The organism is Rhizobium sp. 18065 (assembly GCF_902706095.1).
GTDB lineage: Bacteria > Pseudomonadota > Alphaproteobacteria > Rhizobiales > Rhizobiaceae > Allorhizobium.
This window is the reverse complement of sequence record NZ_CACSJP010000010.1, coordinates 136811-159438: the sequence shown is the minus strand read 5'-3', so window position 1 is coordinate 159438 and position 22628 is coordinate 136811. Positions and strand designations below refer to the sequence as shown.

Genomic DNA, 22628 nt, shown 5'->3' with positions numbered 1-22628 from the left:
CGCAGGCACGCTCTCTGCTAATCTCTCGATTGTGATTCCGAGGGAAAACAAGCATGGCCGATTCCGCTCTCTTCCAGCGTGCAGAGCTTCCGCGTCCGAATTTTTCGGAAGCGGATGCGACCCGAATCCTGAGCGATATCTATGGCTTCAACGGCCCGATCCGCGAATTGGGCAGCCAGCAGGACCGCAACTATCTGATCGATACCGGTCCTGAGCGCTTCGTCCTCAAGATTTGCCGCGCGGAATATGCAGGCGACGAGCTTGAGGCGCAGAATGAAGCCATGCGCCATCTGGCCCAATGCGGTCTCGATCTGCGCGTTCCCGAGTTGATACCGGCACTCACCGGCGAGGAAATCCTCTCCGTGGAGGTCAACGGGGAGGACTACCGCGCCCGCGTGCTGACCTATCTCGATGGCGAACCCCTCACCCGCCACAAGCACTTGGCGCCGGAAGTCGTCGCGGCATTCGGCGATGTCGCGGCCTCCGTTGCACTCGGATTGCGAGATTTTTCGCATCCGGGCCTCGATCGCGATCTGCAATGGGATCTGCGGCGGGCCGGCCCTGTCGCCCTGCATCTGCTGAAATCGGTGACCGACCACCAGCGCCGCGATCAGATTGCCAAGGCGATGATCCTTGCGGTCAAGCATATCCAGCCACTGGCAGCCAGCCTGCGCATCCAGCCCATCCACCACGACATCACCGACGACAATGTGGTCACGCGCCGCAATGCCAATGGTCGCCTGATCCCCGATGGCGTCATCGATTTTGGCGACATCCTCAACGGCTGGCTGGTCGCGGACCTCGCCGTGACCTGCACGGCCCTTCTGCATCATGCCGATGGCGATCCCTTCTACATTCTCCCTGCCGTCACGGCCTTTCAGGAGCGCTACCCCCTGACCAAGGAAGAGTTGATGGCGCTCTGGCCGTTGATTGTCGCACGGTCCGGCGTTCTCGTCGCCAGCACCGAGCAGCAACTGGCCATCGATCCCGACAATGACTATGTGATCGGCAATGCGGCCCATGAACGGGAAATGTTCGAGGTCGCGACCTCCGCCCCGTTCTCATTGATGGAAACGGCTATCCTCAAGGCAGCCGGTTTCGAATTGACCGGCCCCGAACTCGTCTTTGCACATCCGCTGCTGCCGGGCATCACCCCTGACCAGATGCGCCTGACCGACCTCAGCGTGACAAGCCCCGATCTCGTGCGCGACAACTGGGCCGATCAGGAGATCGACTGGAAACTGTTGGCCCGCGCCGCCGCTGAGACTGGCATAGCCTCGACACGTTACGGCGAGTATCGCCTCTCCTATACCCGCACCCTGTCTGCCACAGCGCCGGCGACCTTCGCGCTTCACATCGACATCTGCCTGCCGGCTGCGACCGAAGCAGTCGCCCCTTTCGATGCGACGATCATTCGCGACGGCCACCATCTCATTCTGTCGAGCCAGAACGTATCCCTGCATCTCGATGGCATCGACTGCGCCCTGGACGACGGCACGGCTGTAAACGCCGGCGACAGCATCGGTGTCGTTGCAGGGGCTGAGGGCGGCATCGGCGGACTGCGCATCCAACTCTGCCGCGACCCCGACCTTGTTCCGCCGCTGTTTGCCAAACCGCACCAGAGCGACGTCTGGCGCAAGATCTGCCCATCACCCTCCCTGATGCTGGGCGTTGGGGTCGATGCGCCCGACCTGCAAAGCGAGACCTTGCTCGTGCGCCGGCAGAAAAGCTTCGCCAAGCCGCAGAAGAACTACTATGCCGAGCCGCCACAGATCGAACGTGGCTGGAAGGAGCATATGTTCGACGTAAAGGGCAGGTCCTATCTGGACATGGTCAACAACGTCACCATTCTCGGTCATGGTCACCCGAAGCTTGCCGCAGCCGCCGGCCGGCAATGGTCGATGCTCAACACCAATTCCCGTTTCCACTATGCGGCTGTTGCCGAATTTTCCGATCGCCTTGCCGCGCTCGCGCCCGATGGTCTGGACACCGTCTTCCTGGTCAACAGCGGTTCCGAAGCCGTGGATCTGGCCCTCCGGCTGGCCTGGGCGTATAGCGGCCACCGCAACATCGTCAGTCTTCTGGAAGCCTATCACGGCTGGACAGTCGCCAGCGACGCCGTCTCGACGTCGATTGCTGATAACCCACGCGCCCTGGAAACCCGTCCAGGCTGGGTACATCCGGTGCTCTCGCCCAACACATATCGCGGCAAATTCCGTGGCGAGAACGCAACGGAAGGCTATGTGACGGCGGTAGAAGAGAAACTCGCTGAAATCGGGGAAAGCGGTCAGGGTCTCGCCGGTTTCATCGCAGAAAGCGTCTATGGCAATGCTGGCGGCATTCCGCTACCTGCCGGCTATCTCCGGCAGGTCTATGCCAGCATCCGTGAACGCGGTGGCCTATGCATCGCCGACGAGGTGCAGGTCGGCTATGGCCGCCTGGGTCATCATTTCTGGGGTTTCGAACAGCAGGGCGTCGTTCCGGACATCATCACGACCGCCAAGGGCATGGGAAACGGCCAGCCACTCGGCGCGGTCATCACCCGGCGCGAGATTGCCGACAGCCTGGAGAAGGAAGGCTATTTCTTCTCCTCGTCGGGTGGCAGTCCGGTCAGTTGCGTCGTCGGCATGACCGTTCTCGACATCATGGCCGACGAAAAGCTGCAGCAAAATGCCCGCGACGTAGGCGACCATCTGAAGCGACGGCTGGAGGCACTTGGCCAGCGCTTCCCCCTTGTCGGCGCCGTCCACGGTATGGGCCTTTATCTCGGCCTCGAATTTGTCCGCGATCGCGAAACGCTCGAACCGGCGACCGACGAAACAGCGAACATATGCGACAGGTTGCTGAACCTGGGCGTCATCATGCAACCCACAGGCGACCATCTTAACGTTCTGAAAATAAAGCCGCCTCTTTGCCTCACGGCTGAAAGCGCCGACTTCTTCGCAGACATGCTGGAAAAAGTGCTTTCCGAGGGCTGGTGAGCCGGCAAGACAGTCCAACAAATGCTTCCAACCAGCTAACGCCGGTCAGCGAAATGCACTGGTCGGCGAAACAAAGCGAAAAGCTAGAACCAGACGAAACGAAAAGCGATCTTCACATCGCTTGAAACTGTGGTCTATCGTCATCTCCGACCGACATGGCGAAAGACACAGCATGCCCACCCTGCCCGAGCAAATATCGACCCACTGGATGATCTGGGGCCTCGTCCTGTTCCTCGTCAAACAATGGGTGGCTGACTTTCTGCTGCAGACGGCCTGGATGGCCAAAGGCAAGGAACGCTCGCAAGACTGGGTTTTGCCGCTGGCGATTCACGTCGCGATCCATGGGCTGGCAACACTGCTGATCACGCTGGCAATCGCGCCCGGCCTCGCCTGGCTTGCCCTTGTCGATATCGTCATTCACGGCCTGATCGATCGCGGCAAGGCCCGGATCCAGCTGCACATGACCATGACGCCTGACCGCTCCTGTTTCTGGTGGCTGCTCGGCATCGACCAGACGCTGCATCATCTGACCCATCTGGGCTTCGCCCTCTTGCTTGCTACCGCGAAGACCGCGAGCCTGGCCGCATAAAGCCCTCGCTCTATTGCGCCTCTATTGCGTGCCGGCCAGTTCCCGCACAATCCACTCGCGGAACGTGACCAGTGGCGGATACGCCGCCCGTTCCCGCGGAAACGCGAGATAGTAGCGTTGGGCACTCTGCATCGGGCGGTCCACCGCCGCCACCAGTTCTCCGCGCTTCAACTCCTCCTGGATCAGGAATGTCGGCAAAAGTGCAACGCCCAGTCCGCCGATCGCTGCCTGCGAGGCGGTTGCGAACTGATCGAACAGCATGCCATGCACACTGTCGAAACCGACGCCGTTTTCGGTGAACCAGCGCTCCCACGCATCCGGCCGGGTGGTCAGATGCAACAACGGCACCGACAAAAGATCCGCCGGCTCGGCAATGCCATGTGCTTGCCGGAATTGCGGACTGCAGGCCGGCAAGGTCTTTTCCTGCATCAGAAACGTCAGTTCAGCGCCCGGCCAGGCCGGATCGCCGAAATGAATGGCCGCATCGATCGAATCCAGCCGGAAGTCGAACGGCGATAACCGCGTGACCAGATTGATCGTGATGCCCGGATGGGCAGCCAGGAACTGTCCGAGGCGCGGAGCAAGCCAGCGCGCGCCGAAGGTCGGCAGAATCGCCAGGTTCAGCGTGCCTCCGTTTGGATTGGCGCGCAGGTTCAGCGAAGCGCTGGAAATGCGCCGCAGCGCCTCGCGGATCTCGCGCGCATAACTCTCGCCAGCCATCGTCAATCGTATGGTCTGGCGTTCGCGCAGAAAGAGTTCGACGCCGATCTGGTTTTCCAGCGCCTTGATCTGACGGCTGACCGCACTCTGGGTGAGGTCGAGCTCGCGCGCCGCCGCCGTGATACTGCCGGTACGGGCGGCGGCCTCGAACGCCGTAAGCAATGACAAAGACGGAAGAAAGCGCCGGGGCGACAGCATGGTTATGCCTTTTAGGAATGATCTCTTGAGTAATTATCGCTGGAACGCGTTAGTTTCCTCTTCTAGATATCTCAAGACTGTACGGATCGGAATGATGTCACCAAGAATCCGCAGGCGGATCTCGACATTTTCGACCCTGCTTTCTGCCTGAGACCGACACCACACCTGCTGACCCCAAGGCCCGCCATGCTGAATGATCCGCGATCCCACGGTCTTTGGGAAAAGACCGCTCCCGCCGCCCCGAAGACGACAAAGCTGGTGGGCGAGCACAAGGCCGACGTGGTCATCGTCGGCGGCGGCTATACCGGCCTGTCTGCCGCGCTGCATCTCGCTGAAAGCGGCACCAGCGTCATCCTGCTTGAAGGCAAGGAGATCGGTTTCGGCGGTGCGGGTCGCAATGTCGGATTGATCAATGCCGGCATGTGGGTCATGCCCGACGATCTGCCCGGCGAACTTGGCGCAATCCATGGCGAGCGCCTGCTGGATCTGCTGGGAAATGGTCCCGCCGCCGTGATGGACATTATCGACCGGCATGGCATTGCCTGCGAGTTGGAGCGCGCAGGCACCCTGCATTGTTCCGTTGGCGCCACAGGCCAAAAGGAAATCGAGGCACGTGCCGAACAGTGGCAGCGTCGCGGCGCGCCGGTGGAACTGCTGAGTGCTGGCGAAACGGAACGCAAGATCGGCACCGGCGTTTATGCCGGTTCACTGCTCGACAAACGGGCAGGCACCTTGCAACCCCTCGCCTATGCCCGCGGCCTGGCAACTGCCGCCATGAAAGCGGGCGCCACGCTGCACACGTCGAGCCCCGTCACGGGCTGCGACCGCCGTAGTGACACACACGGCAATGGCTGGCGCGTCGCAACCGCCGACGGCAGTGTCACGGCGCAATGGGTGATCGTTGCGACCGATGCCTACAGCGAAGGGCCGTTCAAGGCCGTGCGCGAAGAGCAGGTCCACCTGCCCTATTTCAATTTCGCCACCGTTCCGCTCAGCGACAACCTGCGCAAGACAATTCTTGCCGAGCGCCAGGGCTGCTGGGACACCAAGGACATCCTGTCCTCGTTTCGCATGGATCAGGCCGGACGACTGGTCTTCGGCAGTGTCGGCGCCTTGCGCGGCAGCGGACTGACCGTGCATAAATCCTGGGCCCACCGCGCTTTGAAGTCGATTTTCCCGCAAATCGGCGACATCGCCTTTGAATGCGAATGGTATGGCAAGATCGGCATGACCAGCAACGCCCTGCCGCGTTTCCACAAATTCGCTCCCGGCGTCATCGGATTTTCCGGCTACAACGGCCGCGGCATCGCGCCCGGGACAGTCTTCGGCAAAACGCTGGCAGGCCACATTCTCGGCCAGATCAGCGAAGAGCAATTGCCGCTGCCCCTGACCGATCCGCAAGCGCCTGCCTTCCGCACCCTGAAGGAAGCATGGTACGAAGCCGGCGCCCAGGTGGCGCATCTGGCCGGCGCACGATTTTGAACTCACTCGATCTGAAAAGACCTGACGGAAGGACCACCATGACCCTCGCAAACCTCAACCTTGCGGCAGAAACCGTCTCGCTGATGGCAACCTTTGGCGTCGACGCCAAGGCGCTCGAAGGCGGCACGCTCACCGTCCGCTCGCCGATCAATGGCGAAAAGCTCGCAGCCCTCGTCGAAATCTCCGCCGGCGACACGAAGACGGCCATCGACGCCGCGCATCAGGCATTCCTCGAATGGCGTCTGGTTCCTGCACCGCAGCGTGGCGAACTGATCCGCCTGCTCGGCGAGGAACTGCGCGCCGCCAAAGATGCCCTTGGCCGCCTCGTGTCGATCGAAGTCGGCAAGGTCACATCCGAGGGACTGGGCGAAGTCCAGGAAATGATCGACATCTGCGATTTCGCCGTCGGCCTGTCGCGCCAGCTCTACGGCCTGACCATCGCCACCGAGCGCTCCGAGCACCGGATGATGGAAACCTGGCACCCGCTTGGCGTTACCGGCATCATCTCGGCCTTCAATTTCCCGGTTGCCGTCTGGTCGTGGAACGCGGCGCTGGCGCTGGTTTGCGGCAATTCCACTGTCTGGAAGCCGTCGGAAAAGACCCCTCTCACCGCCATTGCCACCCAGGCAATCTTCGACAAGGCCGTCAAGCGCTATGTCGCCCAGGGCGGCAAGGCTCCGGCCAATCTCTCGACCCTGTTGATCGGCGGCCGTGACATCGGTGAAGTCCTCGTCGACAACCCGAAGGTTCCCCTCGTCTCCGCGACCGGCTCGACCGTCATGGGCCGCACCGTCGGTCCGCGCGTCGCGCAGCGTTTCGGCCGCAGCATTCTCGAACTCGGCGGCAACAATGCCGCGATCGTCGCCCCGAGCGCCGATCTCGACCTCACCCTGCGCGGCGTCGCCTTTGCCGCCATGGGCACCGCCGGTCAGCGTTGCACCTCGCTGCGCCGCCTCTTCGTCCACGAAAGCATTTACGACACGTTGGTCCCGCGCCTGATCAAGGCCTATGGATCGGTTACCATCGGCAACCCGCTGGAAGCCGGCAAGCTGGTCGGTCCGCTGATCGACAAGGGCGCCTATGAGCGCATGCAGAAGGCACTCGATGCGGCGAAAGCAGCTGGCGGCAAGGTATCCGGCGGTGAGCGCGCGCTCGCCGACGAGGCACAGGACGCCTACTACGTTCGCCCGTCGCTGGTCGAAATGCCGGAACAGACAGGTCCGGTCGTCGACGAAACCTTCGCCCCGATCCTCTATGTCATCAAATACAAGGACTTCGACGACGCGCTGGCTTTGAACAACGCCGTTCCGCAGGGCCTGTCCTCGTCGATCTTCACCAACGATATTCGCGAGGCCGAAGCCTTCGTTTCCGACCGTGGCTCCGATTGCGGTATTGCCAATGTCAATATCGGCCCGTCGGGTGCGGAAATCGGCGGCGCATTCGGCGGCGAGAAGGAAACCGGCGGTGGCCGCGAATCCGGCTCGGACAGCTGGAAGGCCTATATGCGCCGTGCGACGAACACCATCAACTACGGACGCACCCTGCCGCTCGCCCAGGGCGTCAAGTTCGATATCGAATAAGCTGAAATCGGTCCGGCGGCATCTCATTGCCGCCGGACCGATTTTTATCTGAACGACAGCCGCCGGACCCCGCTCTGGCCATCACCGCTGAAATCGGCGAAGCTCCTGCATCGGAATGCGCTTGCAGGTGAGCATATGGAAATCCAGGACCAATCGGCTGTCATTGCCTTTCTCAGCAAGCCGGAAACCTATGGTGCTTCGGATGCCGTCGAGATCATCGAGACGCACATCTCGATCGTCTTTCTGGTCGGCGACCGCGCCTTTAAGCTGAAGCGCGCCGTCAAACTGCCTTATGCCGATTTTTCGACCTGCGCCCTGCGTCACCATTTCTGTGAACGCGAGCTTGAGCTCAACGGCCGGGCAGCGCCGGAAATCTATCTTGGCGTTCGGACAATCAGACAAACTGCGGAAGGCACGTTGCATTTTGGCGGAGACGGCACGCCGCTCGACTATGTGGTCGAAATGACGCGATTTGCGCAGGACGACCTATTCGACCGCATGGCCGCTGGTGGACGACTGACGGCAGCGCTGCTGGAGGAAACCGCAGAACGCATCGCCGCCTTTCACAAGGATGCCCCGGTCAGTCATGCGGAACGTGGCGCGGCGAACATGGCCGGCGTGCTCGACATCAACGAGGCAGGCTTTGCCACCGGTACGATCTTCGAGCCTGCCGCGCTTGCAAGCCTGACATCGGCATTCCGGCATGCCTGGACCCAATACGCGGCCCTGCTGGATCAGCGGGAGAGACAGGGACAGGTCCGGCTCTGCCACGGTGACCTGCATCTGCGCAATCTCTTCCTTGGTCCCGAAGGTCCGCGCATGTTCGACTGCATCGACTTCAACGAAAAGATCGCCACCTGCGACGTGCTCTATGACCTCGCCTTCCTGTTGATGGATCTCTGGCACCGCGACTTTCCACACTTCGCCAATGTCGTCGTCAATCGCTACCTCGATCGCACCGGCGATGATGCCGGCTTTGCATTATTGCCCTTCTTCATGGCCGTGCGCGCCGCCGTTCGCGCCCATGTGACCGCCACCCAGATCGCCGAAATCGGTGATGCCTCAGGCGCAGCAAAGGCTAGCGCGCGCTCCTACTTCCACCTTGCGGAAAAACTGCTCGCAGACACCAGCCCCTGTCTCGTGGCGATCGGCGGCTTCAGCGGCTCGGGTAAGTCAACGCTCGCCGAAGCTCTGGCGCCGGTCTTCGGCGCACCGCCTGGCGCGCGCATCCTTGAAAGCGACCGGATCCGCAAGGCGATGTTTTCCACCAACCACAGCGAAACCCTTCCGCCCGAGGCCTATCGCCCGGAAATTTCCCGCAAGGTCTACGATCAGCTGAACGAAAAGGCGCGCGCCATCGTCTTGGCCGGGGGCAGCGTCCTGGTCAATGCCGTGTTTGATCGCCAATCCGATCGCCAGGCGATCGAAGCCATGGCCACCGAATGCAAGGTGCCGTTCATCGGTATCTGGCTCACGGCCGATGCAGAAATCCTGCGGGCACGGGTCGCGGCAAGGCCCAAGGGCGATTCCGATGCCACGCCCGATATTCTGGATCTGCAGTTAACCCATGACACCGGCGCCATCACCTGGCACCAGCTCGATGCAAAGCGCACGATCAACGCTCTCGTTGACGAGATCAAATCAAGGATCGACGCCCAGACTTTAAAGATTGGCTAAAAAGCCGTGCCGTCGGACAGCAGCCAGCGCAGCATCCGGGCCAGATCACGTGCCACCCAGCTGCCATTGCGCCCGCCGGAAGCACCGAGATCCATGTCATCGAAAAAACAGACAAGCCGGTGGCTGTCGACGGCATGAAGGCGCCAGCCAATCTCCGTCGCTCCGACAGTGGTCGCCGCCACCTTGTCTGCAAGGAATGTCTCCGGGACGGAAGAGCCGGCAATGACGACCACGGTGCAGCGCGTGGTATTGGCATGAACCAGTAACACTGCCTCTAAGCCGTCACCCTCAGTGATACGCCACCAGCGTTCGTCGCGCGAAACTGCCGTCACATGGCGTGGAGGAACATCGGGAGCAATTGCAAGTCTGGCATCGGCGCAGGCCCTTGGAAAGACTTCATCCAGCCAGCTTTCGATCAGCGCATAGTCGGCTTCATACGCCTGCAGCAAATTCATTCAGACCTCGCCCACATTCCCTGATCCCGTTAAATTGGATGAACAGGAAAGCCGGCACAAGTCAGCAAATATAAATTTAGCGAATATTGAAACGCACAGGAGCCGTGATCGTCTTGTTCACACCGGCCGGCGGTGCCGGAACCGGGGAGGCGTTCTGGACCATGGCCAGGACAGCATTGTCGAGCGACGGATAACCGGACGAACGCGACAGGGAGACGGAGAGCACATTGCCGGAATCATCGATGCGGAAGCGCACATAGACCGTGCCTTCTTCTCGATTGCTGCGCGCTTCCGACGGATATTTTTTCCGCCGTTCAAGATGCGACATCAGACGTGACTGCCATTTGGCCGGCGTTACGCTGCGTCCGGCACCGCTGCTGACCGCCTTCGCCGCATTGCGGTTGGACTGTGTAACATCCGCCTTGGCTTGCCGCGCAGCTTGAGAGGCAGGCGGCGTCTGCTGCTTCTTCACCACCTTCTTCGGCTTGGCTTCCTGCTTCTTTTCTACCGGCGGCTCTGGCACGGGTGGCCGCACCATGGGGATCGGCACTTCGACATTGTCGAGTTGCGCCATCACCATCTGGTCAATCGGGTCTATTTCCTCGACGGGCTCAGGCAGCGGCTCGGGCATGACAGGCGGCGGCTCGACAATCTGCTCGACCACCTCTTCCTCGACGACAGGTTCAGGCGGCGGCGGCTCCGGCAAGGGCTGGACCGGCGGCTCTTCCACGGGTTCAGGCAAAGGTTCGTTGGACGCCGTCTTGATTTCCTCGGCATCGACCGTCTCGCTCGACACCTCGGTTTCCTCGGTGATCACGGCTTCCGGTTCCGGCGCCAGTTCGATCATGATGGCGGCCGGCGGGGCTCCATCGGCAAGCTCGATCGGCGGCTCGCGCAGCATCAGCGCCACAGCGCCGGCATGGGCCGCAAGAACCGTCAGTCCCGCCGTCGTCCACAGCAGCCATTCGCCGATCACTCGTCCGCGAGATCTGGGCTCGCCATTGATGTTCATGGCTGCGGCTCCGCCGTTGGCGCGCCCTCGTCTGCGCTCTGCGGCGTGGGCAGGGTCTCGAGCCCGACCAGGGCGATCTTGAGGTAGCCCGAGTCCCTCAGCAGGTTCATCACTTCCATGAAGTTGCCGTAGTCGACCGTCTTGTCGGCACGCAGGAAAATCCGCGCATCCTTGTTGCCGGTCGTCAGGCGGTCGAGAGCGCCGCCAAGCGCTTCCCGCGTCACCACGTCATTGCCGAGCGCCAGGCTCATGTCGCTTTTCAGGGTGACATAGACCGGTTCATCCGGGCGTTGCGCCGGCTTGGCCGTCGAGGCAGGCAGATCGACATTGACATCGACGGTCGAGAGCGGTGCCGCCACCATGAAGATGATCAGCAGAACCAGCATGACATCGATGAACGGCGTGACGTTGATCTCATGATTTTCGCTGAGATCGTCACCCGAATTGTTATCGCGAATCCCGCCAGCCATGACCTTACTCCGCAGCCAGCGTCATCTTGTCGGAACGCGTATCCCGCAACGCCGTCTTGCGGAAATCCAGATCGCGGCTGATCAGCCGCTCGATTCCGGCTGACGCGTCGGAGAGCAACTGGCGATAGCCGGTGACCGAGCGGGCAAAGACGTTGTAGATGATGACCGCCGGAATGGCCGCAACCAGACCGACTGCGGTCGCAAGCAGGGCTTCCGCGATACCGGGTGCAACGACCGCGAGATTGGTCGTCTGCGTCTCGGCAATGCCGATGAACGAATTCATGATACCCCAGACGGTCCCGAACAGGCCAACGAAGGGCGCTGTCGATCCGATGCTGGCGAGCACGCCCGTACCCTTGGCCATCTGCCGCCCGGCGCGGGCTTCGATCCGACCCAGCGCCGACGACACGCGCTCCTTCACGCCGGCACCACCGGCATGATCGATCGCAGCGTCCGAAAGAGACATTTCATGCTTTGCCGCGCGGACCATGGTGGCAACGACACCGCCACGGCGCTCGAGCGCAATCAGGGCATCCTGCAGCGAGCTGGCCTTGACCACGGCCTTCAGTCCACGATTGGCGCGCTGCCTTGCGCCGAACAGCTGCAGGGTCTTGGCAACCCAGACGGTCCAGGTGACGAGCGAGGCGAAAGCCAGCGAAAGCATGACCGCCTTGACCACCCAGTCCGCCGCCATGAACATGCCATAGGGCGACAAGTCGTGCGGCAGGATCGCCGCTGCCGACACATCCGAAGGCGCGACAGCATCGACCGGGGTCGTTTCGGCAGATTGAGACTGTGCAGGCGCATCCGAAGCGGCAGGCTCGCTTGAAACTAGCGCTGGCGTTTGTGCATTGGCTGCGGGCTCGACAATCGGAGAACTGGTTACTGGCGCGGCCGTTGCCGCAGATTCAGGTGCCTCTGCCGGTGCGTTGACTGCCGGTGTCGCCATTGACGGCGCACTGACTGCCGGCGCCTGGACCGGAGAAACAACATCAGTTGAAGGAGTGGCGATACCCGGCTCGGCAACTTGTGCGGCGGAAGGTACGGTGGGCGTGACCGGAGAATTCTGCACAGCTGGAGCAGATGGCGTTACAGCCTGTGCGCCGTTTTCCTGGGAGAGAACAGCCGTATGGGCCGCGAGGCCGACCAGCATGGTCAGGCCGATCATTCTGATCGAAGGTCCCGAATGAGTGAGAGGCATTGGGAGCTCCCTATATGTAACTCGGTGCTAAAAGGACCGGCAACGTTCGAGCCGCGCCGGTTGCGCTGCCTCTCCTTAATAAACCTGACTACTTGTGACAAGTAATAATGGTGTCCGCCAATCAAAAAAGCGGATAGTTGCGCACAAGTTAGAAGTCGGTTTAAATCTTACTGGCGCGCAAGGAGATCGATGACATCCTGACGACGGCAAAGCTCGGTGCCGGCCGTCATCACGGCAGCGGCGCCCGCCGCCTGCCCAAAGCGGAATGCCGCGTCGATGCCATGCCCCTCGGCCAGCGACCAGGTCATGCCGGCGACGAAACTGTCCCCGGCCCCGACAGCCGATTGGACCGGAACGGCGATGGCAGGCACCCGGATGATCTGATCTGCGGAAACCAGTATGGCACCATCGGCCCCGAGCGTAACCGCGATATACTGCGCGCATCCCTTGCGGACATAGTCCTGCGCTGCCGGCCCGACACTGTCATGATCGAGCGTCCGGCCCAGAAAGGCTTCGAACTCTCGAAGGCTCGGCTTGACCAGAAACATGCGCGCCCGCGCAAGCGCTGCCGCCAAAGCCGGGCCGGAGGTATCGAGCACGAACCGCGCACCATTGGCCGCAGCAAGTTCGGCCAGCCGCACATAGCAGTCATCCGGCACTCCACGGGGAAGGCTGCCGCTGGCAACGATGTACTTGGCATCCGACGTGGCGACGGCCTCGAATACAGGCTCGAGTTCCGCTTCGCTGACCAGCGGCCCTTCCGGCACGAAGCGGTATTCCTGATTGGTCGACAGTTCATGCACCGCATAGGCGACCCGCACCGGATCGTGGATCGGAAAGGCGCGTCCGGCAATCGCCAGCGGCAGCAACATCGTTTCCAGCAATTGCCCGGTGGCGCCACCGGACAGGAACATCAATTCGCACGTGCCGCCGAGTTCACTGATCACCCTTGCAACATTGACGCCGCCGCCGCCCGGAAACTGCTGCTGGTTGAACGTCCGCGTCTTGTGGGTATGGCGTACCACGTCGGCATCGCTGGAAATATCGATGGCGGGATTGAGGGCAATGCAGAGAATTTTCGTCATGGCGCAATCAACAGCTTTTCGAAACAGGAGAAACTTCGCATACGATCTATATCGCCTGGCATTTGATCGCAGCAACCCGGGCGAAAGACGGATGCCCACACCACTCCGCGTCACTGCGTGCCACGGTGTTTCGACAAATGTATCCCGATTGCTGAACACTGAGATCGGAAAACGGGGATTGTCTTTGCGCGAAGAGACATTACGTTCCGCACAATCGCCGAAGGAAAGACACCCATGTATACCGGTATCGTTCAAACCGTGGCCCCGGTCACCAACATCGTTCGTCATGACGGCTACACGCAGTTCCATGTGGAATTGCCAGAGCGGCTGATGGCAGACCTGCAGATCGGCGCAAGCGTCTCGATCGAAGGCGTCTGTCTTTCAGTCACCACCATTACCGACAACCGCGTCACCTTCGACGCCATGGATGCGACGCTTGATCGGACCAATCTGGGCATCCTGAGCATTGGCGACGGCGTCAACGTCGAGCGCTCAGCCAAGCCGACTGACGAGAATGGCGGGCACAACATTGCCGGCCATATCGCCTCGACGGCGGAACTCGTAGCCTCGAAGATGAACATGCCCGGCGCCTTCATCCGCTTCCGCATTCCGGAGGAATGGGCGAAATACGTCTTCAAACGCGGCTATCTTGCGGTGAATGGAGCAAGCCTGACCGTCGCGGAGGCCGAGGGGGACACGTTCACGATCAACCTCATTCCCGAGACACTGCGCCAGACGACATTCCCGCGCTACAAGCCGGGTGACGCGCTGAACATCGAAATCGACCACCAGACAATGGTGATGGTTGATGTTGTCGAGCGCACGCTGGAAAGACTGGCGGCCAAGGCTCGATAATCAAGCCCTAGTGATGCCCCTTCATTTGCCCTGATGGACCATCGCCCATCAGGGCCGTAAGAACCTTGCCATAGTCCGCTGGTTTCGACGCAATGAGGGACTTGGGAATGCCGTTTTTCTCAATCACCCCAATGGCAGAACCGGACACTATGCGGAACGGAATCCCCTGACGGAGCAAGCGCTGCACCAGTGGCGTCACAGCACCATCGCGGACCTGGAAGTCGAGGATAGCCCCCGAGATATGTTCATGCTCGAGAATGTCGAGCGCGTCGCTGACGCTCTCTGTCGTGATCACATTGACACCTGCGCGCGCAACGGCATCGGCAGCATCCATGGAAATGAAGACATCGTCCTCGACAATGAGGATTGTATCGATCGCTAAGGCTTGTCCTGCTGGCATCACTGATCTCCTTCGACAACACAACGTGCTGTCGAAGGCTTTGTTCAGATTTTCTTAAAATGCCAAATGACATGGTAAACAAGGCCTTAAGGCCTTTGGCGTCGAAGCACCTCGGCAACGGTATCAGATGCGATCGAAATGACCGATGGAACTACCGGGCATAGTCTGCGTTTTTCTCCCACGTTTTGCCACGTAGTGTAAAAGGAGATCAGCCATGCAGATCATTGAAACCCAGGTTCGCGAAGGAAATGGTGTGAAGGCGGGCTTCACAGTCGATTTCATTGGCGATGGAAACGAGCGAATTTCGGTCGCGATGGCGCAAACCGAAAACAATCCCTTGACCCGCGACAATGCCGTGCAGAAGGCCCGAGTCATCCTGCTTCAGGCGGGTTCCTTCAACCCGACGGAGAAAGGCGCCGAGGGCAAAGGGGACCGCGATGGTTCGTCCGAAGCCAGCGAGGCCGTCAAAAGCCTGAACCAGGAGCGCAAGGACGACAATCGCAGCGGCAGTGCGCTCGAGGAAGGTCTCGAGGACAGCTTTCCGGCAAGCGATCCTGTTTCGGCGACCTATACGTCGACAGCAGCGACCGAACACAACCACTGAAACAGACAGGGCAGCGATCAGTGCAGATCGCTGCCCATTTTTGATTGAGGCGCCATGCCAAACGAACTTTTGTCCTTCGGGACCGAGACCAGTCTTCCTCTGTCGTCCATCGTCCTGCGCCTGTTCATCGCCATGATCTGCGGCGGCGCAATCGGATTTGAGCGGGAGTGGCGAAGCCGTGCCGCCGGTCTTCGCACGCACATTCTTGTCTGCCTTTCAGCCGCAATCGTCGCCCTTCTCACCATTGAGATCGTGCACTACGATGTCTTCCAGGGCGACGGTGTCAGAATGGATCCGCTGCGCCTGATTGAAGCGGTCACCGCCGGGGTTGCGTTTCTCGCCGCCGGAATGATCGTCTACTCCAAAGGCGAGGTTCAGGGCCTGACGACGGGCGCCGGCTTGTGGTTCGCCGGGTCGATCGGACTGGCTTGCGGTCTCGGTTTCTGGCAGATCGGCCTGATCGCCAGCACTTTCGCACTGATTGTTCTCTGGCTGCTGCACTTCGTTGGCGACAGACTGCCGAAAGGCGACGATACGTGAATTCCCATCAGCGAAGCAGGCTCTGCCCGCCATCGATCCAGATCGGCGTGCCGGTCACGTGACGGGCACGGTCGGAGGCCAGAAAGGCGACAGCTTCCGCGACATCCTCAATCGTGCCGGCTTTGCCACCAGTGAGTGGTATATCCCCGTCCGGAAAAACCACTGGCACTTCCGTCTGCTTGCGCTTGCGCATCTCGGTGTTGTCATCGATTTCCGTCTCGATAGAACCGGGACATACAGCATTGATCCTGATCCCGTGCCGTCCGAGTTCGAGCGAAAGTTGCTGAACCATCGCAAGCTGGGCTGCCTTCGTCGCCGAGTAGGCTGTCGCCCCTGGCGTGGTGAACGACCGGGTGCCATTGATCGATGAAATGACGATGATCGAACCCCCGCTCTTTTTCATGCGCGCCACGCCGTAATGCAGTGTCAGGTAGGTCCCGCGCAGATTGATCGCGATCGTCTGGTCGAACTCTGCGGGCTTCATGTCATCGATCGGAGCCCAGATCCCATTGATGCCTGCGTTGGCGACGATGATATCAAGCCTACCGGTTGCCTCGAACAGCTTGCCCACCGCCTTGGCCATCTCAGCGTCGACACTGACATCAGCCACGAGCAGCATGCCCTGGCCGCCTGCCGCCTCAATTTCCCGCAACACCGACAACAGTTCGTCCTCTGTGCGTCCCAGCAACCCGATAAAGGCGCCATCTCGGGCGAGTTTGAGAGCAGCCCCCATGCCGATGCCCGATCCGGCGCCGGTTACAAGCGCGGTCCGCTGCGCGAATTCCCTCTTTTCCGCTGCCATCAACGACCACCAACATGCTCGGGTTTGCCCTTGCGCTTGGTCGACGCCAGATCCGTCAGTTCTTTTTCGGTCATGCTCTCAGCCATGTCACGAGAAGCGCCTTTGAGATCGGATTTGCGCATGTCTCCTCGTTTGGCGGCCAATGCAGCGCCCGCTGCCTTCTGCTGTGCTTTCGACTTTGCTGGCATGATGTCACTCCGAAAATGAGGCAAGAACAGCGCCCGATTGGCATGAGCACAAAACCGGCAAGCGTATTGAATGTTCCGCCCCGAGGCGGAGCTTCGGGAACAAAAACCGAGATTGGCGCTTTAAGCAGCGCACCTCCCAGCCACTTGAGGAATTTTAATGGACGCCAGCAGCAAGCATTTTCCCGTCCAGGCCGGCGATTGGCAGCAACTCGGCGCATGTTATGATGGGGAAGGGACCAATTTCGCGCTGTTCTCCGCCCATGCAGAACGCGTCGAACTCTGCCTTTTCGATGAAACCGGCAGCGCCGAGATCGCGCGGATCGAGCTTCCCGAATACACCAACGAAATCTGGCACGGCTATTTGCCCGGTGTCGGTCCGGGAATGCTGTATGGCTTCCGGGTTCACGGCCCGCATGATCCAGCCAACGGTCATCGCTTCAATGCCAACAAGCTGCTGCTCGATCCTTACGCGCGCGAAATTGTAGGCGAGTTCGCCTGGTCCGAGGCGCATTTCGGATATGACATGGGCAGCGATGAGAAGGATCTGTCCTTCGACACCCTCGATAGCGCATCGGTGATGCCGAAATGCCGGGTGATCGACCCGAGTGCCAGCCGCGTGAGCAATGGCTTCAACAGGATCCCCTGGGCAGACACGATCGTCTACGAAACGCATGTGAAAGGCTTCACCCAACTGAACAAAGCCATTCCCGAACATCTGCGTGGAACGTTCGAAGGCCTGGGGCACAAGGCAGCAGTCGACTATGTCAAAAGCCTTGGCATCACCTCGATCGAGCTACTGCCGATTCACGCCTTCCCCGACGACAGCCACCTTCTCGATCGAGATCTGCGCAATTACTGGGGCTACAACACGATCGGCTTCTTCTCGCCGGCAAGTCGCTACTACGGCCCGAATGGCCTCACTGGCTTCCGCGACATGGTGCGGGCCTTCCATGACGGCGGCATCGAAGTCATCCTCGATGTCGTTTACAACCACACCGCCGAAGGCAATGAACTCGGCCCGACACTGTCCTTCAAGGGCATAGACAATTTCTCATACTACCGGACCCTGCCTGACAATCACCGCTACTACATCAACGATACCGGCACCGGAAACACCGTCAACACATCGCATCCGCGGGTGCTGCAGATGGTCATGGACAGCCTGCGGTACTGGTCGGAAGAGATGCATGTTGACGGTTTCCGCTTCGATCTCGGCACTATCCTGGGTCGCGAGCCAGAAGGCTTCGACCAGCGCGGCGGATTCTTCGATGCGATCAGCCAGGATCCCGTGCTGTCCAAGGTCAAGCTGATCGGCGAACCGTGGGATATTGGCCCGGGTGGTTATCAGGTCGGCGGCTTCCCGCCCGGATGGGCGGAGTGGAACGACAAGTATCGTGACTCAACCCGCGACTATTGGCTGAACGGCGACAATTGCGCGCCCGACTTTGCCGCACGCCTGCTCGGCTCCGGCGATATTTACGATCTTCGCGGTCGTCGCCCCTGGGCAAGTGTCAATTTCATCACCGCGCACGACGGCTTCACGCTGAATGATCTCGTCTCGTATGATGGCAAACACAACGAGGCGAATGGCGAAGACAACAACGATGGCCACAACGACAACCGCAGCCACAACTACGGCGCCGAGGGACCGACAGACGACGAGGGCATCATCGCGCTGCGTGAACGGCAGAAGCGCAATTTCCTGGCGACACTGTTCTTCTCCCACGGCACCCCAATGCTTCTGGCCGGCGACGAGTTCGGCCGTTCGCAGATGGGCAACAACAACGGCTATTGCCAGGACAGCGAGATCAGTTGGCTGCATTGGGAGAACCTACCGCCCACCTGCGACGAGCTGCGCGATTTCACCAGCCGCCTGATCGCCCTTCGGAAGGCTCAGCCGCTGCTGCGCCGTGCCAATTGGCGCGACGGGACCGTCATCGACTGGTACAACGTCACCGGCGGTGTCCAGCGGCCGGAGCACTGGCTTGATGGCAATCCCCTCGCCCTGAAGCTCATGCGGGAGGATCTCGCCGACCAGGGCGATGTCTGGCCGGAAATCCTGCTGCTGTTCAATCCGGTCGACCACGACATCGACTTCACCCTGCCGAAGACCGCCGGTCGCGACTGGCGCCTGGAAATGACGACCTTCGATCCGAACCGCGCCGGAGACGTCGCCCGCGAAGGCCAGCCGTTCCTTCTCCAGGCTCGATCACTGGCACTCTTGCGCAGAGCATGACGAAACCGGGTGGCAGACGCTTAGGCCTCCGCCACCCGGGTCAAAACCTCGAAGTCGTAAAATTGGCCTGCAATGAACAACCGCCGTGCAGATATCTGCACCGGAACAATCTCGCCCGCCGCATTACGAATATCGGCAATCTGCCCTTCATAACCACCGTCACGATCGAGCAGCATCAGCCGGTGCACTCGCGATTCGCTTCCCTCCACAACACCGGAAGCAACCATTTCATGACCGCGAATATTGTCCCAGCTATGGCCGACGAGGTCGAGATAGGCCTTGTTGACCGTGATATAGCGGGAGGTATTCTGCCCGATGGTCGAGATCGAAAACGCAACCGGAGACAGATCAAACAGAGCCTGAATGACCGGGTCGGACATCGCAGCCGATTCCGCCTGTTCCATGTCCGCCGGAGAAAACCCATCCACGTCATCGCGCTGTGCGAGATCATAATCTGCGGGAAGGGACAACTCGTCGCGCAGGACGGCCACAAGCCGCCAGAGATCCACCTCAAGAAACAGCGGTTTATGGCTTTCGTCGACTGCACTCAGGCTGTCCGGCACTTGAGAGATCAGCTTTTGCAAGCGCGCCGCTTTATGCTTTGCGGAATCGGCTTGAATTAGAATGTTGAACTGCTCAACCGCGATCTGGCGTGTAAGCCGATAGGCGGCTTCCAGCTTCAGCCTACGCTGCTCTTCGACGTCTTCGATCGGTGTGACGCCGTCGGATATCGGCAGATTTTCGAGCACGGACCAGACACGTGCTTCCTCGGGTGAATTTTCCATCTTCGAGCCGACCTGTGGCGCAAAGCGGATCAATGCCAGGATGGTCTCGACACCGAATGCATCGACATTGGCCGCATACCTTGCGCCAAGCGCATCCTGCGTGAACGCAGTCAACCGGGTTGGGGCCCGGTTGTCGTCCAGAAACAGGCTGACTTCACAGATATCTTCCGCAAAGCCGAGCCAGGGATATTCACTGCGAAAAGCCGCTAACGCATCACTATTGAGAACCGCAACGGCAAACATGCCATCTCCTATGCAATCGCCTGACGATGAAGCGGAGATGGCTCTGTTGGAGAAATTTGCGGATCGCCGCAATGCGATCCGGGAAATCCCGCGTGCTCAAGTCTCGGACAAACCCACTCTGCCCCAAGGTTATGCCAAGCATTTCGCATTAATTCCAAGCGCGCGACCGCGTAGAATGAAGAAATTTATATATATATTTACGCTGATAGACGCAAGAATGTTACACATCGGCACCAGAACCCCTTAAAAGAAACTGGTGCCGAAAAAGCAACAAATTCAATCCGGGCCTTAGAAGAACGCCTGGATCCCCGTCTGGGCGCGACCGAGAATCAGCGCATGCACATCATGTGTTCCCTCGTAGGTGTTCACCGTCTCGAGATTCTGAGCGTGACGCATGACGTGATACTCGATCTGGATGCCGTTGCCGCCATGCATGTCGCGCGACATGCGGGCAATATCGAGAGCCTTGCCGCAGTTGTTGCGCTTGACGATCGAGATCATTTCCGGGGCGAACTTGTGTTCGTCGATCAGCCGCCCGACGCGAAGGGATGCGAGCAGGCCGAGCGAGATTTCCGTCTGCATGTCAGCGAGCTTCTTCTGGAAAAGCTGTGTGCCGGCCAGCGGCTTGCCGAACTGCTTGCGATCAAGGCCATACTGGCGGGAACGATGCCAGCAATCCTCGGCAGCGCCAAGTACGCCCCAGGAAATGCCGTAGCGGGCGCGGTTGAGGCAGCCGAATGGACCCTTCAGGCCGGACACATTCGGCAGCAGCGCATCTTCGCCGACTTCGACGCTATCCATTACGATTTCACCGGTCACCGAAGCGCGCAGCGACAGTTTGCCGCCGATTTTCGGTGCTGACAGGCCCTTCATGCCCTTTTCCAGCACAAAGCCCCGAATTTCTCCGCCATGCGCTTCCGACTTTGCCCAGACAACGAAGACATCGGCAATCGGTGCGTTCGAGATCCACATCTTCGAACCCTTGAGGCGATAACCGCCTTCGATCTTCTCGGCACGTGTCTTCATGCCACCCGGATCGGAGCCGGCATCCGGTTCGGTCAAGCCGAAGCAGCCGATCAGCTCGCCTGAGACGAGGCCCGGCAGATACTTGTCCTTCTGCTCTTCCGAGCCATAGGCATAGATCGGGTAGATCACCAGCGAGGATTGCACGCTCATCATCGAGCGATAGCCGGAATCCACCCGTTCGATCTCGCGCGCCACGAGGCCGTAGGACACGTAATTGGCATCCGCCGCGCCGTATTTTTCCGGCAGTGTCACGCCGAGCAAACCCGCCTGCCCCATCAGCTTGAACAGCTCGGGCTCTACGGTTTCCCCAAGATAGGCGTCGCTGACGCGCGGCGCGAGTTCCGCCTTGGCGAAAGCGGCGGCTGCATCCTGGATCATCCGCTCGTCTTCATTGAGCAGATCGGACATCAGGAAGGGATCACTCCAGGAAAAGGGCTGCATCTCGCTCATGGCTTGGTATCCTTATTCGGTTTTACAGAATTTTGCTCATAGCTAGCGCAAAAACAAGCCATGTTTACTCATGCAGCTATTAGGTCTAATCATGACGAATGCTCACACATCAACGCCGCTTCCTGCCATCGACCAGCGCGCTTGCCGCCTTCGATTCCGTTGCAAAGCTCGGCAGCTTCTCCGCCGCCGCTAGCGAACTCGCCCTGACCCAAGGCGCGATCAGCCGCCAGATCGGTTTGCTGGAGGACCAGCTCGGCGTCAAGTTGTTCGAGCGCACCAATCGCGGTGTCGAGTTGACCGCCATTGGCCGCAACTATGCCAAGGGCATTGGCGATGCGCTGGCGACCATCCGCACCCTGTCGCTGGAAGCCATGGCCACCCGCGACGATACCCATCTCAGGCTCGCCATCCTGCCGACCTTCGGCACCCGTTGGCTGATGCCGCGCATTCCCGACTTCCTGCAGCGCAATCCCGCCGTCATCATCGACTTCGCCACCCGCATCGGCCAGTTCGAATTCGAGGGTTCCGGCCTCGACGCCGCCATCCATATCGGAGAACCGAATTGGCCGGGTACCGATTGCCAATTCCTGATGCAGGAAATGGTCGCCCCTGTCTGCAGTCCGGCCTTTCTGGAACACAACCCGGTAAAGCGCCCGGAAGACCTGCTGGGTAAACCGCTCTTCGACATGGCCTCGCGCCCGCGCGCCTGGCAACAATGGTTCGCAAGCCTCGACATCGCTGACGGACGAGGCGGCGGCATGCGTTTCGAGCAGTTTTCCAATGTGGTTCAGGCCTGCCTGGCCGGCCTTGGCATCGCCCTTGTCCCAACCTTCCTGATCGAGCCCGAATTGGCCAGCGGCCAACTGGTCCGCGCCTGGAAACACGAAGTCAAAAGCGCCAGCGCCTACTATCTCGTCCGGCCGTTGTCGAAGATGGCCTACGCACCGGCAAGCGCCTTCTCGGCCTGGATTCTTGAACAGGCAAGGGAGTTTAGCGCAACGCGCAACGAGGCGCGGAAGATCTAGGAACCTTTGCAGGTAGGATCGCCG

At 60.3% G+C, this 22628-nt stretch carries 21 protein-coding genes; 10 read left to right on the top strand and 11 right to left on the bottom strand.

The genetic code is table 11. The features are described from left to right. Positions 1-53: 53 nt before the first annotated feature. On the top strand, positions 54-2981 hold the full coding sequence (locus GVK95_RS20715) for an aminotransferase (RefSeq protein ID WP_159952589.1): 2928 nt from the start codon (positions 54-56) through the stop codon (positions 2979-2981). A gap of 172 nt (positions 2982-3153) precedes the next feature. Further along, positions 3154-3570 carry a DUF3307 domain-containing protein gene (locus tag GVK95_RS20710; RefSeq protein WP_159952588.1) on the top strand — a complete coding sequence of 139 codons (417 nt, stop codon included), beginning with the start codon at positions 3154-3156 and terminating at the stop codon, positions 3568-3570. Positions 3571-3591: 21 nt separating this feature from the next. Here the strand turns inward: GVK95_RS20710 and GVK95_RS20705 are convergent, their stop codons facing one another. After that, entirely contained in the window at positions 3592-4488 is an 897-nt protein-coding gene (locus GVK95_RS20705; RefSeq protein ID WP_159952587.1) for a LysR family transcriptional regulator, read from the bottom strand. 186 nt (positions 4489-4674) lie between these two features. Between GVK95_RS20705 and GVK95_RS20700 the strand changes: the two genes are divergently transcribed. From GVK95_RS20700 to GVK95_RS20690, 3 genes are all read left to right on the top strand, one after another. Beyond that, positions 4675-5970 (top strand): FAD-binding oxidoreductase, encoded by a 1296-nt coding sequence (locus GVK95_RS20700; protein WP_159952586.1) that lies wholly within the window; start codon positions 4675-4677, stop codon positions 5968-5970. Between the two features lie 38 nt (positions 5971-6008). After that, the gene (locus tag GVK95_RS20695; RefSeq protein ID WP_159952585.1) at positions 6009-7550 is read left to right on the top strand and encodes an aldehyde dehydrogenase family protein; all 1542 of its coding nucleotides are present in this window, start codon (positions 6009-6011) and stop codon (positions 7548-7550) included. A 135-nt stretch (positions 7551-7685) separates the two neighbouring features. Beyond that, the gene (locus GVK95_RS20690) at positions 7686-9227 is read left to right on the top strand and encodes a bifunctional aminoglycoside phosphotransferase/ATP-binding protein (protein ID WP_159952584.1); all 1542 of its coding nucleotides are present in this window, start codon (positions 7686-7688) and stop codon (positions 9225-9227) included. Here GVK95_RS20690 and GVK95_RS20685 read toward each other — a convergent pair. From GVK95_RS20685 to GVK95_RS20665, 5 genes are all read right to left on the bottom strand, one after another. Beyond that, positions 9224-9682 (bottom strand): hypothetical protein, encoded by a 459-nt coding sequence (locus GVK95_RS20685; RefSeq protein WP_159952583.1) that lies wholly within the window; start codon positions 9680-9682, stop codon positions 9224-9226. The genes GVK95_RS20690 and GVK95_RS20685 overlap by 4 nt on opposite strands. 76 nt (positions 9683-9758) lie before the next feature. Then, complete coding sequence (locus GVK95_RS20680; RefSeq protein WP_159952582.1) at positions 9759-10694, bottom strand: energy transducer TonB; 936 nt, start codon at positions 10692-10694, stop codon at positions 9759-9761. Beyond that, entirely contained in the window at positions 10691-11164 is a 474-nt protein-coding gene (gene exbD, locus GVK95_RS20675; RefSeq protein WP_159952581.1) for a TonB system transport protein ExbD, read from the bottom strand. The genes GVK95_RS20680 and exbD overlap by 4 nt, the downstream gene beginning before the upstream one ends. A 4-nt stretch (positions 11165-11168) precedes the next feature. Beyond that, on the bottom strand, positions 11169-12365 hold the full coding sequence (exbB, locus tag GVK95_RS20670) for a tonB-system energizer ExbB (RefSeq protein WP_159952580.1): 1197 nt from the start codon (positions 12363-12365) through the stop codon (positions 11169-11171). 167 nt (positions 12366-12532) lie between these two features. Further along, complete coding sequence (locus GVK95_RS20665) at positions 12533-13450, bottom strand: hexose kinase (RefSeq protein ID WP_159952579.1); 918 nt, start codon at positions 13448-13450, stop codon at positions 12533-12535. Positions 13451-13684: 234 nt separating this feature from the next. Between GVK95_RS20665 and GVK95_RS20660 the strand changes: the two genes are divergently transcribed. After that, positions 13685-14305 carry a riboflavin synthase subunit alpha gene (locus GVK95_RS20660; protein WP_159952578.1) on the top strand — a complete coding sequence of 207 codons (621 nt, stop codon included), beginning with the start codon at positions 13685-13687 and terminating at the stop codon, positions 14303-14305. A 7-nt stretch (positions 14306-14312) separates the two neighbouring features. On the opposite strand, the gene GVK95_RS20655 is transcribed toward GVK95_RS20660, so the two are convergent. Continuing rightward, on the bottom strand, positions 14313-14705 hold the full coding sequence (locus GVK95_RS20655; RefSeq protein WP_159952577.1) for a response regulator: 393 nt from the start codon (positions 14703-14705) through the stop codon (positions 14313-14315). A 214-nt stretch (positions 14706-14919) separates the two neighbouring features. Between GVK95_RS20655 and GVK95_RS20650 the strand changes: the two genes are divergently transcribed. Both GVK95_RS20650 and GVK95_RS20645 read left to right on the top strand, forming a co-directional pair. Continuing rightward, positions 14920-15309 carry a hypothetical protein gene (locus GVK95_RS20650; RefSeq protein WP_159952576.1) on the top strand — a complete coding sequence of 130 codons (390 nt, stop codon included), beginning with the start codon at positions 14920-14922 and terminating at the stop codon, positions 15307-15309. A 54-nt stretch (positions 15310-15363) separates the two neighbouring features. Further along, positions 15364-15849: an MgtC/SapB family protein gene (locus GVK95_RS20645; RefSeq protein ID WP_159952575.1), complete on the top strand. Its 486-nt coding sequence runs from the start codon at positions 15364-15366 to the stop codon at positions 15847-15849. Positions 15850-15856: 7 nt separating this feature from the next. On the opposite strand, the gene GVK95_RS20640 is transcribed toward GVK95_RS20645, so the two are convergent. Then, positions 15857-16651, bottom strand: a complete 795-nt coding sequence (locus GVK95_RS20640) for an SDR family NAD(P)-dependent oxidoreductase (protein ID WP_159952574.1) — start codon at positions 16649-16651, stop codon at positions 15857-15859. Further along, entirely contained in the window at positions 16651-16839 is a 189-nt protein-coding gene (locus GVK95_RS20635) for a DUF3008 family protein (protein ID WP_159952573.1), read from the bottom strand. Before GVK95_RS20635 ends, GVK95_RS20640 begins: the two co-directional genes overlap by 1 nt. Positions 16840-16996: 157 nt before the next feature. Here GVK95_RS20635 and glgX point away from each other — a divergent pair, with 157 nt between their 5' ends. Then, positions 16997-19075: a glycogen debranching protein GlgX gene (gene glgX, locus GVK95_RS20630; RefSeq protein ID WP_159952572.1), complete on the top strand. Its 2079-nt coding sequence runs from the start codon at positions 16997-16999 to the stop codon at positions 19073-19075. 20 nt (positions 19076-19095) lie between these two features. Here the strand turns inward: glgX and GVK95_RS20625 are convergent, their stop codons facing one another. Further along, on the bottom strand, positions 19096-20103 hold the full coding sequence (locus GVK95_RS20625; protein WP_159952571.1) for a PAS domain-containing protein: 1008 nt from the start codon (positions 20101-20103) through the stop codon (positions 19096-19098). Positions 20104-20391: 288 nt separating this feature from the next. Further along, a complete protein-coding gene (locus tag GVK95_RS20620; RefSeq protein WP_159952570.1) occupies positions 20392-21579 on the bottom strand; it encodes an acyl-CoA dehydrogenase in 1188 nt (395 codons plus the stop codon). A 98-nt stretch (positions 21580-21677) separates the two neighbouring features. Between GVK95_RS20620 and GVK95_RS20615 the strand changes: the two genes are divergently transcribed. Further along, positions 21678-22604, top strand: a complete 927-nt coding sequence (locus tag GVK95_RS20615) for a LysR family transcriptional regulator (protein ID WP_159952569.1) — start codon at positions 21678-21680, stop codon at positions 22602-22604. Positions 22605-22628: the final 24 nt, after the last annotated feature.

Excerpts from the sequence above, each read along its gene's own strand:
- GVK95_RS20715 (WP_159952589.1), top strand. The coding sequence starts at position 54 with ATGGCCGATTCCGCTCTCTTCCAGCGTGCAGAGCTTCCGCGTCCGAAT.
- GVK95_RS20710 (WP_159952588.1), top strand. The coding sequence starts at position 3,154 with ATGCCCACCCTGCCCGAGCAAATATCGACCCACTGGATGATCTGGGGC.
- GVK95_RS20705 (WP_159952587.1), bottom strand. The coding sequence starts at position 4,488 with ATGCTGTCGCCCCGGCGCTTTCTTCCGTCTTTGTCATTGCTTACGGCG.
- GVK95_RS20700 (WP_159952586.1), top strand. The coding sequence starts at position 4,675 with ATGCTGAATGATCCGCGATCCCACGGTCTTTGGGAAAAGACCGCTCCC.
- GVK95_RS20695 (WP_159952585.1), top strand. The coding sequence starts at position 6,009 with ATGACCCTCGCAAACCTCAACCTTGCGGCAGAAACCGTCTCGCTGATG.
- GVK95_RS20690 (WP_159952584.1), top strand. The coding sequence starts at position 7,686 with ATGGAAATCCAGGACCAATCGGCTGTCATTGCCTTTCTCAGCAAGCCG.
- GVK95_RS20685 (WP_159952583.1), bottom strand. The coding sequence starts at position 9,682 with ATGAATTTGCTGCAGGCGTATGAAGCCGACTATGCGCTGATCGAAAGC.
- GVK95_RS20680 (WP_159952582.1), bottom strand. The coding sequence starts at position 10,694 with ATGAACATCAATGGCGAGCCCAGATCTCGCGGACGAGTGATCGGCGAA.
- exbD (WP_159952581.1), bottom strand. The coding sequence starts at position 11,164 with ATGGCTGGCGGGATTCGCGATAACAATTCGGGTGACGATCTCAGCGAA.
- exbB (WP_159952580.1), bottom strand. The coding sequence starts at position 12,365 with ATGCCTCTCACTCATTCGGGACCTTCGATCAGAATGATCGGCCTGACC.
- GVK95_RS20665 (WP_159952579.1), bottom strand. The coding sequence starts at position 13,450 with ATGACGAAAATTCTCTGCATTGCCCTCAATCCCGCCATCGATATTTCC.
- GVK95_RS20660 (WP_159952578.1), top strand. The coding sequence starts at position 13,685 with ATGTATACCGGTATCGTTCAAACCGTGGCCCCGGTCACCAACATCGTT.
- GVK95_RS20655 (WP_159952577.1), bottom strand. The coding sequence starts at position 14,705 with ATGCCAGCAGGACAAGCCTTAGCGATCGATACAATCCTCATTGTCGAG.
- GVK95_RS20650 (WP_159952576.1), top strand. The coding sequence starts at position 14,920 with ATGCAGATCATTGAAACCCAGGTTCGCGAAGGAAATGGTGTGAAGGCG.
- GVK95_RS20645 (WP_159952575.1), top strand. The coding sequence starts at position 15,364 with ATGCCAAACGAACTTTTGTCCTTCGGGACCGAGACCAGTCTTCCTCTG.
- GVK95_RS20640 (WP_159952574.1), bottom strand. The coding sequence starts at position 16,651 with ATGGCAGCGGAAAAGAGGGAATTCGCGCAGCGGACCGCGCTTGTAACC.
- GVK95_RS20635 (WP_159952573.1), bottom strand. The coding sequence starts at position 16,839 with ATGCCAGCAAAGTCGAAAGCACAGCAGAAGGCAGCGGGCGCTGCATTG.
- glgX (WP_159952572.1), top strand. The coding sequence starts at position 16,997 with ATGGACGCCAGCAGCAAGCATTTTCCCGTCCAGGCCGGCGATTGGCAG.
- GVK95_RS20625 (WP_159952571.1), bottom strand. The coding sequence starts at position 20,103 with ATGTTTGCCGTTGCGGTTCTCAATAGTGATGCGTTAGCGGCTTTTCGC.
- GVK95_RS20620 (WP_159952570.1), bottom strand. The coding sequence starts at position 21,579 with ATGAGCGAGATGCAGCCCTTTTCCTGGAGTGATCCCTTCCTGATGTCC.
- GVK95_RS20615 (WP_159952569.1), top strand. The coding sequence starts at position 21,678 with ATGCTCACACATCAACGCCGCTTCCTGCCATCGACCAGCGCGCTTGCC.